This is a genomic window from Veillonella dispar, from assembly GCF_900637515.1.
Taxonomy (GTDB): Bacteria; Bacillota; Negativicutes; order Veillonellales; family Veillonellaceae; genus Veillonella; species Veillonella dispar.
The window spans coordinates 1,432,750-1,446,560 of sequence record NZ_LR134375.1 but is presented as its reverse complement, the minus strand read 5'-3'; the positions used below and the strand labels follow the sequence as shown (position 1 = coordinate 1,446,560).

Here is a 13,811-nt window from a genome sequence, read left to right as displayed (position 1 = left end):
TATGACCACAGAAGCAAAAAAAGTACTTGTAATTGGTTCTGGTCCAATTATTATCGGCCAAGCTGCAGAGTTTGACTATGCTGGTACACAAGCATGCCGTTCCCTTCGTGAAGAAGGTTATAAAGTAGTATTGGTTAACTCCAATCCTGCTACAATTATGACCGATACAGATATTGCAGACCGCGTATATGTAGAACCGATTAGTCTTGAATTCGTAACAGAAGTAATTAAAAAAGAACGCCCTTGGGGCTTATTGGCTACATTGGGTGGCCAAGTAGGTCTTAATATGGCCGTACAATTGTCTGAAGCTGGCGTATTAGAAGAATACGGTGTAAAACTTCTAGGTACAACACTTGAAGCTATTAAACAAGCAGAAGACCGTGAACTCTTCAAAGAAGCGATGAAGGAAATCAATCAACCAGTTCCTGAATCCGATATCTTTAACGATCTTGAAGAAGCGGTAGCCTTTGCTAATCGCATTGGTTATCCTATCATTATCCGTCCTGCTTACACATTGGGCGGTACTGGTGGTGGTATTGCGCATAATGAAGATGAAATGTATGAAATTACACGCCGTGGTTTGAAACTTTCACCAATTCACCAGATCCTAGCAGAACGTTCTGTAGCAGGCTGGAAAGAAATCGAATACGAAGTAATGCGCGATAGTGCAGATAACTGTATCATCGTATGTAATATGGAAAATATCGATCCTGTAGGCGTACATACTGGTGACTCCATTGTTGTGGCACCAAGCCAAACATTGAACGATATTCAATACCAAATGCTTCGTACTGCTTCTGTAGAAATTATTCGTTATTTGAAAATCGAAGGTGGTTGTAACGTACAATACGCGTTGAATCCAAATAGCAATGAATATATCGTTATCGAAGTAAACCCTCGTGTATCCCGTTCCTCTGCATTAGCATCTAAAGCAACTGGCTATCCAATTGCGAAGGTAGCTGCAAAAATTGCAGTAGGCATGACATTGGATCAAATTACAAATGCTGTAACAGGTGAAACAAAAGCGTGCTTCGAACCTACTCTGGACTATGTAGTAACGAAATTCCCACGTTGGCCATTTGAAAAATTCAATTTGGCAGACCGCACATTGGGTACTCAAATGAAGGCTACTGGCGAAGTTATGGCTATCGATCGCTCCTTGGAAGGCTCCTTGCTTAAAGCAATTCGTTCCTTGGAAATTGGTTTAGACCATATTGAGCTAAAGAAAATCTCTCATGAGTCTATGGAACAATTGATTGAACGTTTACATTTAGTAGATGATGAACGTATCTATGTTGTAGCAGAAGCACTTCGCAAGGGCATTAGTGTAGAGAAAATTCACTACATTACAAAAATTGATACATTCTTTATTGAAAAAATCAAAAACATTGTTAATGTAGAAAAGGCATTGGCTGAACATGGTTTAACAGAGGATGTATTGCGCAAAGCAAAACGTTATTCCTTCACTGATTCTGTTATCGCCCGTTATGCTAATACAACTGTAGAAGAGGTTCGTGCAAAACGTAAAGAATGGAACATTCTTCCAACATATAAATATGTAGATACATGTGCTGCCGAATTCGAATCTAAAACACCGTACTACTACAGTGCTTATGCACAAGAAGACGAAGTTAAACCATTAGGTGAAAAATCCGTTGTCGTACTTGGTTCCGGTCCAATTCGTATCGGTCAAGGCGTAGAGTTTGACTACTGCTCCGTACATTCCTCCTGGGCACTTCGTAAAGCGGGTTACCAATCTATTATGATCAACAATAACCCAGAAACAGTGTCTACTGACTTTGATATTTCTGATTCCTTGTACTTCGAACCATTAACAGTGGACGATGTAATGGAAATCATCGAGAAAGAGAAACCAGCTGGTGTTATTGCTCAGTTTGGTGGTCAAACAGCTATCAACTTGGCAGGTCCATTGGCTAAGCGCGGTGTAAAAATTCTCGGGACATCCGTAGATAGCATCGACATGGCGGAAGACCGTGAACGTTTTGATGAATTATTGGCAAAACTTGGTATTCCTCGTCCAGTAGGTGCTCTTGTAACTTCTGATGAAGAAGCGCAAGCAGCTGCTAAAAACTTGAAATATCCATTAATCGTTCGTCCTTCCTATGTATTGGGCGGTCGTGCCATGGAAATCGTATACAACGATAAAGAACTCGATGTATACATGAAGGAAGCCGTAGTAGCATCTAAGGAACATCCAGTACTTATCGACCGTTACATGGTTGGTATGGAGGTAGAGGTTGACGCTATTTCCGATGGTACTGATGTTTGTATCCCTGGCATTATGGAACAAATCGAACGCGCCGGTGTTCACTCTGGTGACTCCATGGCCGTTTATCCAGCTCAACATTTAAGTCAAGAAATTATCGATCAAATTGTTGATTATACACGCCGTATTGCAATTGGCCTTAATGTCAAAGGTGTACTTAACATCCAATATATCGTGGCTGATGGTGAACTTAACGTAATCGAAGTTAACCCTCGTTCTAGCCGTACTGTACCATTCATTTCTAAGGTTACAGGCATCAATATGGTAGAATGTGCAACACGCATTGCTCTTGGTGAAAGCTTAAAAGATTTGGGCTTGCCACTCGGTCTTGTACCTAATAAACCATATGTAGCTGTAAAAGCACCTGTATTCTCCTTCTCCAAAATGGGCCTTGTAGAAATCGCTCTTGGACCTGAAATGAAATCTACTGGTGAAGTTATGGGGATTGGTCGTACTTATTCTGAAGCATTGTTTAAAGCTATCAATGGTGCCAATATGCGTATCCCAGAAGATGGTACAATTCTTATGACCGTAGCAGACCGCGATAAAGAGGAAGCTAGCCAATTGGCAAAAGGCTTCATCGAATTGGGCTATCACATCGAAGCAACTGGCGGTACTGGTAAATACTTCAAAGAACATGGTGTTGACTGCAAGGTAGTTAACAAAATCTCTGAAGGTGATGACAACTGTGCTGACCACATTCGTCAAGATAAAGTAGATCTTGTACTTAACACATTGACGGCAGGTAAACGCCCTGAACGTGAAGGCTTCCAATTGCGTCGTCTTGCTGTAGAAATGGGTACACCATGTTTGACAAGTCTCGATACAGCACGTGAAGTATTGCGCGTTGTAGCTAATCGTAAAGATGATGCTAACTACAATGTAGAAGCATTACAAGATTTTGAATTGGAGTAAAACCATGAGTGGATATGTAGAACAGGGCGAAGTCGTTCGCAATGAGCAAATAGGCTCTGATGTGTGGATTATGGATATTCACGCACCAAAACAAGCAGCAGAAGCAAAGGTAGGACAGTTTTGTAATGTTCGCGTAGCGGACTCTACGGCGCCATTATTGCGTCGCCCTATTAGCTATGCTGGATTCGATGCACAAAAGGGTATTATTACCCTTTTGTATCGCGTCGTAGGTAAGGGGACTGAAATTATGACACGTCTCGTACCTGGCGATACACTAGATTGTTTAGGACCTCTAGGGGAACCATTTGTAACATCTAAGAATATGCTTCTCGTTGGCGGTGGTGTTGGCATTGCACCAATGCTATGTATCGCATCCCATTTGAAAGAAGGGGAAGAGGCACAAGTTATTCTTGGTTTTAGAAATGAAAGCGAAACCTTCTGGGCAGATCTATTCAAAGATACGCCTGTTAAAGTACACATCACGACTGATGATGGTAGCGTAGGTACGAAAGGTTTCCCTACAGCGATCATGCCAGAACTTATTAACGCTAATACGTTCACATCTGTTATGACTTGTGGTCCTACACCGATGATGAAGGGAGTCGCACAAGTTGCTAAAGAGCTCAATGTACCATGCCAAGTATCTCTTGAAGAACGCATGGGATGTGGTACAGGCGGTTGCTTAGGCTGCGCTTGTGACGGTGCCGGTGGCAAACGTTATAAAGTTTGTAAAGATGGTCCTGTATTCCCAGCTGAGGAGGTGTTCTTTTAATGAGTGAACGCGATTTAAATAACACCGTTACGCCTAATCCAAAGCTTGCTGTAGATTACTGCGGGATTAAGATGAAAAATCCTATTATTGCTGCATCTGGTACCTTTGGTAATGGTCCTGAGTATGCTGGTTATTTAGACCTTAGCAATGAAGTAGGTGCTATATCTGTAAAAGGTTTAACACCTAAAGGTCGTCACGGCAATCCTGGACCTCGTATCGCAGAAACACCGTCTGGTGTCTTAAACTGTATTGGCCTCGAAAATCCCGGGGCAGAACATTTTGTGACAGATATTTTACCGGACCTCAAGAAATACGATGTACCATTGCTTGCTAATATGTCTGCAGGTACAATTGATGAATTTGCATGGATGGCAGAGACCTTATCTGTAGACGGTATTGCAGGCCTAGAGGTTAATGTATCGTGTCCAAATGTAGAATGTGAAGGAATGGCTTTTGGTGTAGATCCAAAGGTAGTAGAACAAGTTACAAAAGCTGTTCGTAAAGTAACAGATAAGCCTGTTATTGTAAAACTGTCGCCAAATGTTACAGATATTGTGGAGATCGCTAAAGCTGTAGAAGCTGGTGGCGGTGACGGGGTAAGTCTTATTAATACAATTCTCGGTATGGCCATAGATATCCATCGTCGTAAACCTGTATTGGGGAATATTTATGGTGGCTTATCTGGGCCAGCTGTTAAACCTGTTGCTCTTCGCATGGTGCATCAAGTATATAAAGGGGTAAATATTCCTATTATGGGCCTTGGCGGTATTATGACTGGCACTGATGCTATCGAATTCATGATGGCTGGTGCTCAAGCCGTTCAAGTTGGCACTGCTACGATGGTTGATCCAACGGCTATTTCACGTATTGCTCGTGAGATGGGTGATTATGTGGAACAATATAATCTTAATAGTATTACTGATATAGTAGGTGCTGTACATCAAGAGAAATAATAGTTTATATTTGATAGAACTTTAATACAATATGTTTATATTTATAGACTAGATGGTTTACAACATATAAAGATAAAAAGACCTAGTACATTATGTACTAGGTCTTTTTGTATGTATTGTATTAATGTTCATAACTGTACAAAATCTCATACGATAAGTTATAAATACCATACTATATGAATTAGTATAGTGTGGCTTATACATATGCTTTGTAGAAATCAATAAACTGCTGTGCTACAGGGGATAAAGCATGGCCTTTAAGCGTAATAAATGCTTTTTTAAAATCGCCTGAGAATTCTGGCAATTTGATACGGGCCATTTTACGATGGTTAATGAGCTCTTTTGCATCCATAGGAACTAAAGACACAGTTCTCCCAGAGGATGCCCATTCGATGGCAGAGCTCTTAGTTGTAGTGATGGCAACAGCATTCAGTTGATCCATGTCAGTTAAGCTAGACTGCATAATCATTCGCACAGATCCACCAGAGAGGGATAAAGGACACTTTTTGATATCATCCCATGTGATGGTATCATGTTCACGATCTATCCAGAATACATCACGGCGGAAAATAGCGTATAAATGTTCCTCTTGAGTAAGAAGGATATCAAATTTATCAGTGTCTACCATTTGAATGTTTGCAATTCCCAGCTCTGCATTACCATTAATAAGTTGATTGACCACATTAGTCATTAGTCCTTCGTAGATTTCGAAGTGAACTGATGGGTATTTCATGGAAAAGGCTGGTAAGTATTGTTGTACGATTGGTGTGGAGCGCGATGCAGACGTAGCGATTCGCAATGTACCTTCAATACGTGAGTTCAACTGTTGTACTGCATTGTATGTTGATTCTTCAATGGAGCATAATTGTTGGGCTTTTTGATAAAAAATTTTGCCCGCATCAGTCAGTTGTAAGTTTGATCCTCGTTGGCCGCGCTTGATATTTATGAGTTGAGCTCCAAATTCAGCTTCTAAATACTTTAATTGTTTACTTAAAGCTGGTTGTGTAATATGAAGAATCTCTGCGGCCTGAGTCATATTGCCCGTTTGAACGAGGGTAATAAAATTGTGGTAGTAAGATGTATCCATAGAATCTCCCTATTATACACAAAATAAGATAAATAAAAATTATAACGAACTAAGTAACAGTAATTTCACATTTGATAAAATAGCGTATATACTATATTCATCAAGGAAAGAGAAAGAATAATGTGTTTGAAATAAACTTTCTATCCTTATCACAATTTTTAATATAATAATAGTGATTAAGAAAGTAGGTACTATCATGGGCGTAGTAAAAAGAACATTAAGTAAAGCAATTCGTAACTGGGAAGCACGTAGATTAATGACTGCACATAATGCAGGTGTTAGTCGTAAAAAACAACTTGAACGCGTATGGCCTCATCCATTAACTACAGAAAAACGTCATGAACTTAGTCAAGGCGTAAGTGGCTTAGTTAATAGTGAAAACTAATTACTATGTGTGTATCAGTTAGATTATTGTTCTAGCGGTAGCACCACTTCAATAGAATCTAATATAGTACAAGTAGCAGCTCCATGACTCATGTCTTGGAGCTCTTTTTGTATGCGCTCTACATCAGTTGGTGGCACTAAGATGGTTATATCTACATGTTCACCAAAGTTTGATTCATAATGCAATTTTTGATCTTGCACATATCTTTCAATGGCTCCATATAAGGCATAGTCGATGGTAGCCTGCAGCTGAGTTCGTGTTGTGTGTAGTTCTTTAGGGGCAAGACGTAAGGTTTCCGCAACGGAGTGTGAATATGCACGAATCAAACCACCTGCACCTAATTTGATGCCTCCAAAATAACGGGTTACTACGACCGCTACATTGGTAATACCTGTTTTTTTGAGTACTTCTAACATAGGTTTGCCTGCTGTACCAGATGGTTCACCATTGTCAGAAGAGCGCTGTTGTTCTTGTTTTGGTCCTAATGCAAAGGCTGTACAATTATGGCGTGCATCCCAAAATTCTTTGTTGATACGTCCAATAAAAGCCTGCGCTTCCTCTTCTGTAGAACAAGGGCATATAGTTGTGATAAAACGCGACTTCTCCACAACATATTCATGGCGAAATTCCTTCGCTACTGTAGTAAATTCTACTATAGGGCTTATTGATTCACACATAGTTTCACCTCCTTTGGAATCAACGTTTATGTTTATTCATCATCACTTTATTATAATCTATTTATGAATGTTGTGTATAGGTGGGGAGATGTTAAATCCCCTATAAAAAAGGAATAGTCCTCTAGATTTAGTAGGATATTGACGTAATGAAAATTTATGTTATTATGGAATAAACACGTATGAATTCATACTTATGTAAATGTGTTCATATAATAAACTATACGTGTTTATAAAGTATTCTGTTAGCGATGTATGATATGTCTACTATGAGTTTCTGACTTATATAGATATATAGAAACGTATATTTTTGAAAATTCAAGTAGAAAGTAGTGATATGATGAGTAAGAAGAAGCAAGAGTTTGATATAACAGGTATGCATTGTGCTGCTTGTGTAAAGCGCGTTGAAAACGTCGTTTCGAAGATTGATGGTGTAGAATCTGTAAAGGTTAATCTACTCACTCGTAAAGGCAGCGTTGAATACAAAGACGGTTCTAATGTAGAATCACAACAAGTTATTGATGCCATTACAAATATTGGTTTCGGTGCTACAGAGGCAGATGAAACGAAGCAAGAAATAGAAAAGGTTAATTTAAAACCTCATATTACGCGTCTTATCATTGCTGCTTGTATGGCCGTACCGATGATGATTAACATGACATTACATCGTTTTGGCATTCAAGCCTTGCCAGTATGGGTAGAGTTCATTCTTGCTACCATTGCTCAGTTCGGCCCTGGCCTTATGTTCTATAAGAGTGCGTGGAGTGCGGTAAAGAATGGCGCCCTTACCATGGATGTTCTCGTTGTAATGGGTACGACTGTTGCTTATCTATTCAGTATTTATAATTGGCAGTTCCATCCAGAACTTGGGCCTCATGGCATTTACTTTGAAACCTCAGCTTGGCTCATTACATTCATTCTTGTTGGCAAACTTTTAGAAGAAATTGCCAAGGGGCGTACCTCTGAAGCACTTCAAAAATTGATTGCCTTGCAACCAGCAACAGCTCATGTATTGCGTGACGGTGAGTTCGTAGATATTCCTACATCTAAGGTTGTAGCAGGTGATATTTTACAAGTTCGTGCAGGCGAAAAAATTCCAGTAGATGGTACTATTACTGAAGGCTATTCTACTGTAGATGAAGCTATGCTTACCGGTGAAAGTTTGCCTGTAGAAAAACAAGTGGGATCTGATGTTATCGGTGCGACTATTAACTTGAGCGGTGCTTTCACAATGGAAGCAAAACGTATCGGCTCTGATACAATGCTATCTCAAATCATCAAGGTCGTAGAGGAAGCTCAAACCTCTAAAGCAAGTATTCAACGTATTGCAGATATCGTAGCTCAATACTTCGTGCCTACTGTTATCGGCCTTTCTGTTTTGACCGGCCTCGTATGGTACTTCATTATGGGCGACTCTATTAATGTAGCTCTCATTAATGCTACAGCAGTGCTTGTTATCGCTTGTCCTTGTGCACTTGGTCTCGCTACACCAACATCTATCATGGTAGGCTCTGGCTTAGGCGCGGAGCATGGCGTCCTTATCAAGAGTGCAGAATATCTTGAAAAAGCTGGTAAACTCGATGCCATCGTTATGGATAAAACTGGCACACTTACACAAGGTGTTCTTGATGTAACGGCTTTCAAAAACTATAATGGTGATGAAAGTAGAAATATGTCCCTTATGATGGCTCTTGAAAGTGGTACATCTCATCCGATTGCAAAGGCTATGGTTTATTATGGCGAAGATCATGGTTATAAAGGTAAAGCTGTAGAACTTGAAAGCTTCGGTGATGTACCTGGTAAAGGATTGCAAGGTGCTTATCAAGGCCTTTCTGTACAACTAGGTCATAGCCGATGGATGTCTGAATTGGGCTATGATTTAACTACAGTACAAGATGATATTTTACATTATGAAGAACAAGGTGCATCTGTATCAGTTCTCGCTGTAGATGGCGTTATCAGTGCATTATGGGCTGTAGAAGATGAATTACGTCCAGAAACCATTGATGTTGTCAAAGAATTACATGCTCAAGGTATTGATGTATGGATGCTCACAGGTGATAATCGTCGTACTGCTCAATATATTGCAAAACAAGCGGGTATTACTCATGTAATTGCTGAAGTATTACCTCAAGATAAGGCTAGCAAGGTAAAAGAGTTGCAAGATAAAGGCCTTGTAGTTGGTATGGTTGGTGACGGTATCAACGATGCGCCAGCTCTCGTAACTGCAGATATTGGTTTTGCTATCGGTAGTGGTACTGATATTGCTGTAGAAGCAGCAGATATTGTTCTTGTAAGAAATGACTTGCATACATTAGTACAAGCTGTACGCCTCAGTCGTAAGACAATGACAAATATTAAACAAAATCTATTCTGGGCATTGATCTTTAACTGCATTGGTATTCCATTGGCTGCTATCGGTGCATTAAATCCTATGATTGCAGGCACAGCAATGGCATTTAGCTCTGTAACCGTTGTGGGTAACTCTCTTCGTTTGAAACGAGCTAAGATTTAATTTAATTTGTATCTTATAACATATAATATTTGATAGAGTTGATTAAAGTTTATAAAGCACCTATACCATGGTATAGGTGCTTTATTTTAAATCTGACTATATATTTAAATCCTATGAAATTAGTGTTTTTAGACAGAGTGAGATTTGTTATACTAAATATAGTTATTCAGCTAAAAGAGAGGAGCTAGATTATGAAATTAAAGACGCGCGATATTGTATATATCGGATTTATTGCTGCCTTATGTGCAGTAGCAACAACAATTCGCATCGAAATACCGGGTGGTGCAATGGTTCACTTAGGATCTGCTGCATTATTTACATCATCCATTCTATTTGGTGGTTTATATGGTGGTTTAGGAGCGGCGATTGGCTCCGCATTATTTGATCTTTTTGGTGGTCATACACAGTATATTGTATTCTCGTTCTTTATTAAAGGTATTGCGGGCCTTATTGTTGGCGGTATGACAGCAGGCTATTTGCCACCATCCATTACAAAGCCAACAGCATCCTTTACACGTATTTTGAGTGCTTTAATTATTGGCACAATTTGGACTGCCTTTGGTTATTTCCTTGCATGGTGGTTTGTTCTTGAAAGTGCAGCAGTAGCGGCAAGTAAAATTCAATATTCTTTGATTACAAGTGCAGCTGGTATTGTGGTAGCTATCGTATTGACACCTAAATTGCAATCTGTAGTTCGTAGATTATTTACAAAGAACTAAATAGAGTAACTAATGATAAATTACTAAAAACTATATATTGCTAACTAATAACTAATAATCCAAAATTGATCATTAGGCATAAATAAAAGAGTCTCCCTTAACTTATGTATTCAAGTTAAAGGAGACTCTTTTATTTATTATATTAGATTATGTAGTTACTATTCTTACCTAGAAATTACAGAGATCATTTAAATTTTCTGCCATTGTAGGATGTGTGAAGATTTGGTTCTTGAAATATGTATACGGAATGTTGTTATCCATAGCTACTTTAATCATGTTAATCAATTCTTCGGCACTTTGGGAATAGAGTGTAGCACCGAGGATTAAATTGCTTTCCGCATCTACCACAATTTTGAAAGCCCCTTTAAGGTTGTCATTTACATGAGCCCTTGGCATAGTGGCTACAAGCATTTCCTTCGTTTTAACAGTGTAACCTTTATTAATAGCATCCTCTTCTGTAAGACCAACACGAGCGAGTGGAGGTGTTAAGAAGGTGGTGTAAGGAATGTTTTTGCGATCTTTTAATGTATAGTGACCATTACCTGTAAGTGCACCAAATACGATGCGGAAGTCATCGAGAGAAATGTAGGTAAATTGCGGACCACCGTTTACATCGCCTACAGCATATACACCTGGAACGGAGCTTTCACAAGTATCATTTACTACGATTGCACCGCGTTCATTAGTAGTAATATCCGTGTTTTCTAAACCAATATTTGTAGTATTCGGTCTGCGACCTGTAGCATAGAGAACAGCATCAAAGGTATAGTTTTGACCATCTGCAGTGATAACAGGTTTGTTGCCATCATTAGATACAGAGTTTAATGTTACATCATTAAGAATAGTGATGCCTTGCTCAGTCAAGTATTCATTAGCTAATTCTTGTACAATCGGTTCCTCCCGTTTTAAGATGCCAGATTCAATATTAAATACTGTTACCTTTGTACCTAGTTTAGCGTATAGGCTAGCGAATTCAAGGCCGATAGGGCCAGCACCAATGACGCCTAGTGTACTTGGTTGAGAGGATAATTGTTGAATTTCTGTGCTATTATAGAAGCCTGTTGCGGTGTCGATGCCATCAATATTAGGCTTAATCGCTACAGCACCAGTGTTAATAATAATTGTTTCACCACATAAGACGATTTTATCTTCCCCAGCGGTAACGGCGATTTCTTTATTACTAATGAATTCACCATGTCCAGTATATACATCGACATGTTCATTTGTGTCTAACATACCGAAGTTTTTATTGCGTAAACGAGATGTAACTACCTCGCGTTGGTTTAATACTTGCTCGTAAGATAAGCCTTTTGATGCGGCTATAATCATCGTTTTAGTTGGGATACATGCAATATTAATACATGTGCCACCATACATAAGTGGGTTTTCTTCAATCATAGCTACAGATTTGCCCATAGAGCCAAATTTAGCTGCTAATGTTTTACCGGCTTTGCCGAAACCTAGGACGATAAGGTCATATTGTTTGGTATTCATAAAATACCTCCTATCTTTTATATTGAAAATATTAGATATTTATATTATAGCACATTATAGTAGATATAAAAGTTAAAATATAAAAATTGTTATCAATTATAATATATGAAGTCTGTTATAGTAATATTTACAACTGATGAATGTCTTTATTAAGCGAAGTGAATCATATATCAGATGTAATATATAATTTAAATGATGTGTTAAGTATTTCTACTTGACACATCTTTTTTTATGCTGTAGTATATGTAAAGTAATATGACTTGACAGTGATGGAGGTGGCGAAATGGAAGAACGAGTACTTATAAGTTTGCTCTTAGATTTCTATGGGCCATTATTGACGGACAAGCAACGCATGTCCTTACAACTTCACCACGAAGACGATATGTCCCTTGGCGAGATTGCTGAGGAATTAGGTGTATCACGGCAGGCTGTACATGATAATTTACAGCGTGCTCGGCACATTTTAAACGATTACGAATCTAAATTACACTTGGTAGCACAATATGAACAGCGTGAAGGACTGCTTTCACAGTTGAAAGAAACCTTGCCTAAAGAGGTGTTAGCTGAAAGTAAGGTACAACAAGTATTGGCGCAAATGGAGGGATATTATGGCATTTGATAGCTTGTCAGAAAAACTGCAAGAAGCCTTTCAATCCTTAAAAGGGAAGGGCAAAATTACAGAAGAAGATGTCAATCTTGCGTTGCGTCAAGTACGTACGGCACTTTTAGAAGCGGACGTTAACTTTATGGTTGCGAAGGATTTTGTTAAGTCCATCAAGGAAAAGGCCCTTGGGGAAGAGGTATTCGGTTCTTTGAATCCAGCCCAAACGGTTATTAAGATCGTAAATGACGAATTAACAGCTCTCTTAGGCGGTACTCAAAGCCGTATCATGATTTCTAGCAAGCCTCCAACGATTATTATGCTCGTTGGTTTACAAGGTGCTGGTAAGACTACAACAGCTGGTAAATTGGCAGTATACCTTCGCAAACAAGGTAAGCATCCAATGCTCGTAGCTGCCGACGTATATCGTCCAGCTGCTATTACTCAATTGCAAGTTGTAGGTAAGCAAATCGATATCCCCGTATTTGCTGATGAAACACCTGGTGCTAATCCAGTAGACATTGCGCGTCGTGCCGTAGAGCAAAGTACGCATATGTTGAAAGATGTTGTTATCATCGATACAGCTGGTCGTTTGGCGATAGACGAAGTCCTCATGGACGAGTTATCCAATATTAAAGCCGCTGTTCGACCTCATGAAATTCTACTCGTTGTAGACTCCATGATCGGTCAAGATGCGGTAACAACAGCACAAACGTTTAATGAAAAATTAGGCGTTGATGGTGTTATCCTTACTAAACTCGATGGTGATGCGCGCGGTGGTGCTGCATTATCCATCAAAGCTGTAACAGGCTTGCCAATTAAGTTCACTGGTGTGAGCGAAAAAATGGATGGTTTCGATGTATTCTATCCAGACCGCATGGCTTCTCGTATTCTTGACTTGGGTGACTTTAAAACATTGATTGAAAATGTTCAAGGCGCTATCGATGAAGAAGAAGCTCGTGAAATGGCTAAGAAAATGGCGAAAAACAATTTCACCTTGGATGATTTCTTGAAACAGATGAATCAGGTGAGAAAGTTAGGGCCATTACAAAATATTATTGGTATGTTGCCAGGCATGGGACAAATTAAGGATCAATTGAAAGACCTTGATTTGAACAGTAAAGAGGTGCGCCGCATTGAGGCCATCATTACATCTATGACGGCAGCAGAGCGAGAAAATCCAAATATTCTTAATGGTTCTCGCCGCAAGCGTATTGCATTAGGCTCTGGTACTCAGGTACAAGATGTAAATCGCTTGTTGAAACAATTTGAGGAAGCGCGGAAGATGATGAAGCGCATGCAAGGTTTACGTGGCGGTAAGGGCGGCTTCCCAGGAATGCCTAAATTACCGTTTATGTAATACATGGGCAGGGGCGCTGAACCTGTCCACCCACATCAGTATAAGGAGG

General features: G+C 39.5%; 11 protein-coding genes. 8 read left to right on the top strand and 3 right to left on the bottom strand.

Annotated features, from left to right (window positions below):
* Position 1 precedes the first annotated feature (1 nt).
* Genes carB through EL171_RS06715 form a run of 3 tightly spaced genes read left to right on the top strand, consistent with a single transcriptional unit; the run spans position 2 to position 4,927 of the window.
* The gene (carB, locus tag EL171_RS06725) at positions 2-3,202 is read left to right on the top strand and encodes a carbamoyl-phosphate synthase large subunit (RefSeq protein ID WP_005387325.1); all 3,201 of its coding nucleotides are present in this window, start codon (positions 2-4) and stop codon (positions 3,200-3,202) included.
* A 4-nt stretch (positions 3,203-3,206) separates the two neighbouring features.
* Positions 3,207-3,974 carry a dihydroorotate dehydrogenase electron transfer subunit gene (locus EL171_RS06720; protein WP_005387326.1) on the top strand — a complete coding sequence of 256 codons (768 nt, stop codon included), beginning with the start codon at positions 3,207-3,209 and terminating at the stop codon, positions 3,972-3,974.
* The gene (locus EL171_RS06715) at positions 3,974-4,927 is read left to right on the top strand and encodes a dihydroorotate dehydrogenase (RefSeq protein ID WP_005387327.1); all 954 of its coding nucleotides are present in this window, start codon (positions 3,974-3,976) and stop codon (positions 4,925-4,927) included. Before EL171_RS06720 ends, EL171_RS06715 begins: the two co-directional genes overlap by 1 nt.
* 196 nt (positions 4,928-5,123) lie before the next feature.
* Here EL171_RS06715 and EL171_RS06710 read toward each other — a convergent pair whose 3' ends face one another.
* Positions 5,124-6,014 (bottom strand): LysR family transcriptional regulator, encoded by an 891-nt coding sequence (locus EL171_RS06710; RefSeq protein ID WP_005387328.1) that lies wholly within the window; start codon positions 6,012-6,014, stop codon positions 5,124-5,126.
* Between the two features lie 196 nt (positions 6,015-6,210).
* Here EL171_RS06710 and EL171_RS06705 point away from each other — a divergent pair, with 196 nt between their 5' ends.
* Positions 6,211-6,399: a hypothetical protein gene (locus EL171_RS06705; RefSeq protein WP_039969458.1), complete on the top strand. Its 189-nt coding sequence runs from the start codon at positions 6,211-6,213 to the stop codon at positions 6,397-6,399.
* Positions 6,400-6,422: 23 nt separating this feature from the next.
* On the opposite strand, the gene EL171_RS06700 is transcribed toward EL171_RS06705, so the two are convergent.
* On the bottom strand, positions 6,423-7,076 hold the full coding sequence (locus EL171_RS06700) for a YigZ family protein (protein ID WP_005387330.1): 654 nt from the start codon (positions 7,074-7,076) through the stop codon (positions 6,423-6,425).
* Positions 7,077-7,413: 337 nt separating this feature from the next.
* On the opposite strand from EL171_RS06700, the gene EL171_RS06695 reads away from it, so the two are divergent.
* Together EL171_RS06695 and EL171_RS06690 are read left to right on the top strand one after the other, a co-directional pair.
* Positions 7,414-9,588 (top strand): heavy metal translocating P-type ATPase, encoded by a 2,175-nt coding sequence (locus EL171_RS06695; RefSeq protein ID WP_039969645.1) that lies wholly within the window; start codon positions 7,414-7,416, stop codon positions 9,586-9,588.
* 191 nt (positions 9,589-9,779) lie between these two features.
* A complete protein-coding gene (locus EL171_RS06690) occupies positions 9,780-10,307 on the top strand; it encodes an ECF transporter S component (protein ID WP_005387332.1) in 528 nt (175 codons plus the stop codon).
* Positions 10,308-10,475: 168 nt separating this feature from the next.
* Here EL171_RS06690 and EL171_RS06685 read toward each other — a convergent pair whose 3' ends face one another.
* Complete coding sequence (locus EL171_RS06685; RefSeq protein ID WP_005387333.1) at positions 10,476-11,801, bottom strand: FAD-containing oxidoreductase; 1,326 nt, start codon at positions 11,799-11,801, stop codon at positions 10,476-10,478.
* Positions 11,802-12,084: 283 nt separating this feature from the next.
* Here EL171_RS06685 and ylxM point away from each other — a divergent pair, with 283 nt between their 5' ends.
* Positions 12,085-12,420: a YlxM family DNA-binding protein gene (gene ylxM / locus EL171_RS06680; protein WP_005387334.1), complete on the top strand. Its 336-nt coding sequence runs from the start codon at positions 12,085-12,087 to the stop codon at positions 12,418-12,420.
* Positions 12,410-13,762, top strand: coding sequence for a signal recognition particle protein (gene ffh, locus EL171_RS06675; protein WP_005387335.1), 1,353 nt, complete (start codon positions 12,410-12,412; stop codon positions 13,760-13,762). Before ylxM ends, ffh begins: the two co-directional genes overlap by 11 nt.
* Positions 13,763-13,811: the final 49 nt, after the last annotated feature.

Bases quoted from the DNA above. Each gene is read 5' to 3' on its own strand.
- carB (WP_005387325.1), top strand. From the start codon at position 2: ATGACCACAGAAGCAAAAAAAGTACTTGTAATTGGTTCTGGTCCAATT.
- EL171_RS06720 (WP_005387326.1), top strand. From the start codon at position 3,207: ATGAGTGGATATGTAGAACAGGGCGAAGTCGTTCGCAATGAGCAAATA.
- EL171_RS06715 (WP_005387327.1), top strand. From the start codon at position 3,974: ATGAGTGAACGCGATTTAAATAACACCGTTACGCCTAATCCAAAGCTT.
- EL171_RS06710 (WP_005387328.1), bottom strand. From the start codon at position 6,014: ATGGATACATCTTACTACCACAATTTTATTACCCTCGTTCAAACGGGC.
- EL171_RS06705 (WP_039969458.1), top strand. From the start codon at position 6,211: ATGGGCGTAGTAAAAAGAACATTAAGTAAAGCAATTCGTAACTGGGAA.
- EL171_RS06700 (WP_005387330.1), bottom strand. From the start codon at position 7,076: ATGTGTGAATCAATAAGCCCTATAGTAGAATTTACTACAGTAGCGAAG.
- EL171_RS06695 (WP_039969645.1), top strand. From the start codon at position 7,414: ATGAGTAAGAAGAAGCAAGAGTTTGATATAACAGGTATGCATTGTGCT.
- EL171_RS06690 (WP_005387332.1), top strand. From the start codon at position 9,780: ATGAAATTAAAGACGCGCGATATTGTATATATCGGATTTATTGCTGCC.
- EL171_RS06685 (WP_005387333.1), bottom strand. From the start codon at position 11,801: ATGAATACCAAACAATATGACCTTATCGTCCTAGGTTTCGGCAAAGCC.
- ylxM (WP_005387334.1), top strand. From the start codon at position 12,085: ATGGAAGAACGAGTACTTATAAGTTTGCTCTTAGATTTCTATGGGCCA.
- ffh (WP_005387335.1), top strand. From the start codon at position 12,410: ATGGCATTTGATAGCTTGTCAGAAAAACTGCAAGAAGCCTTTCAATCC.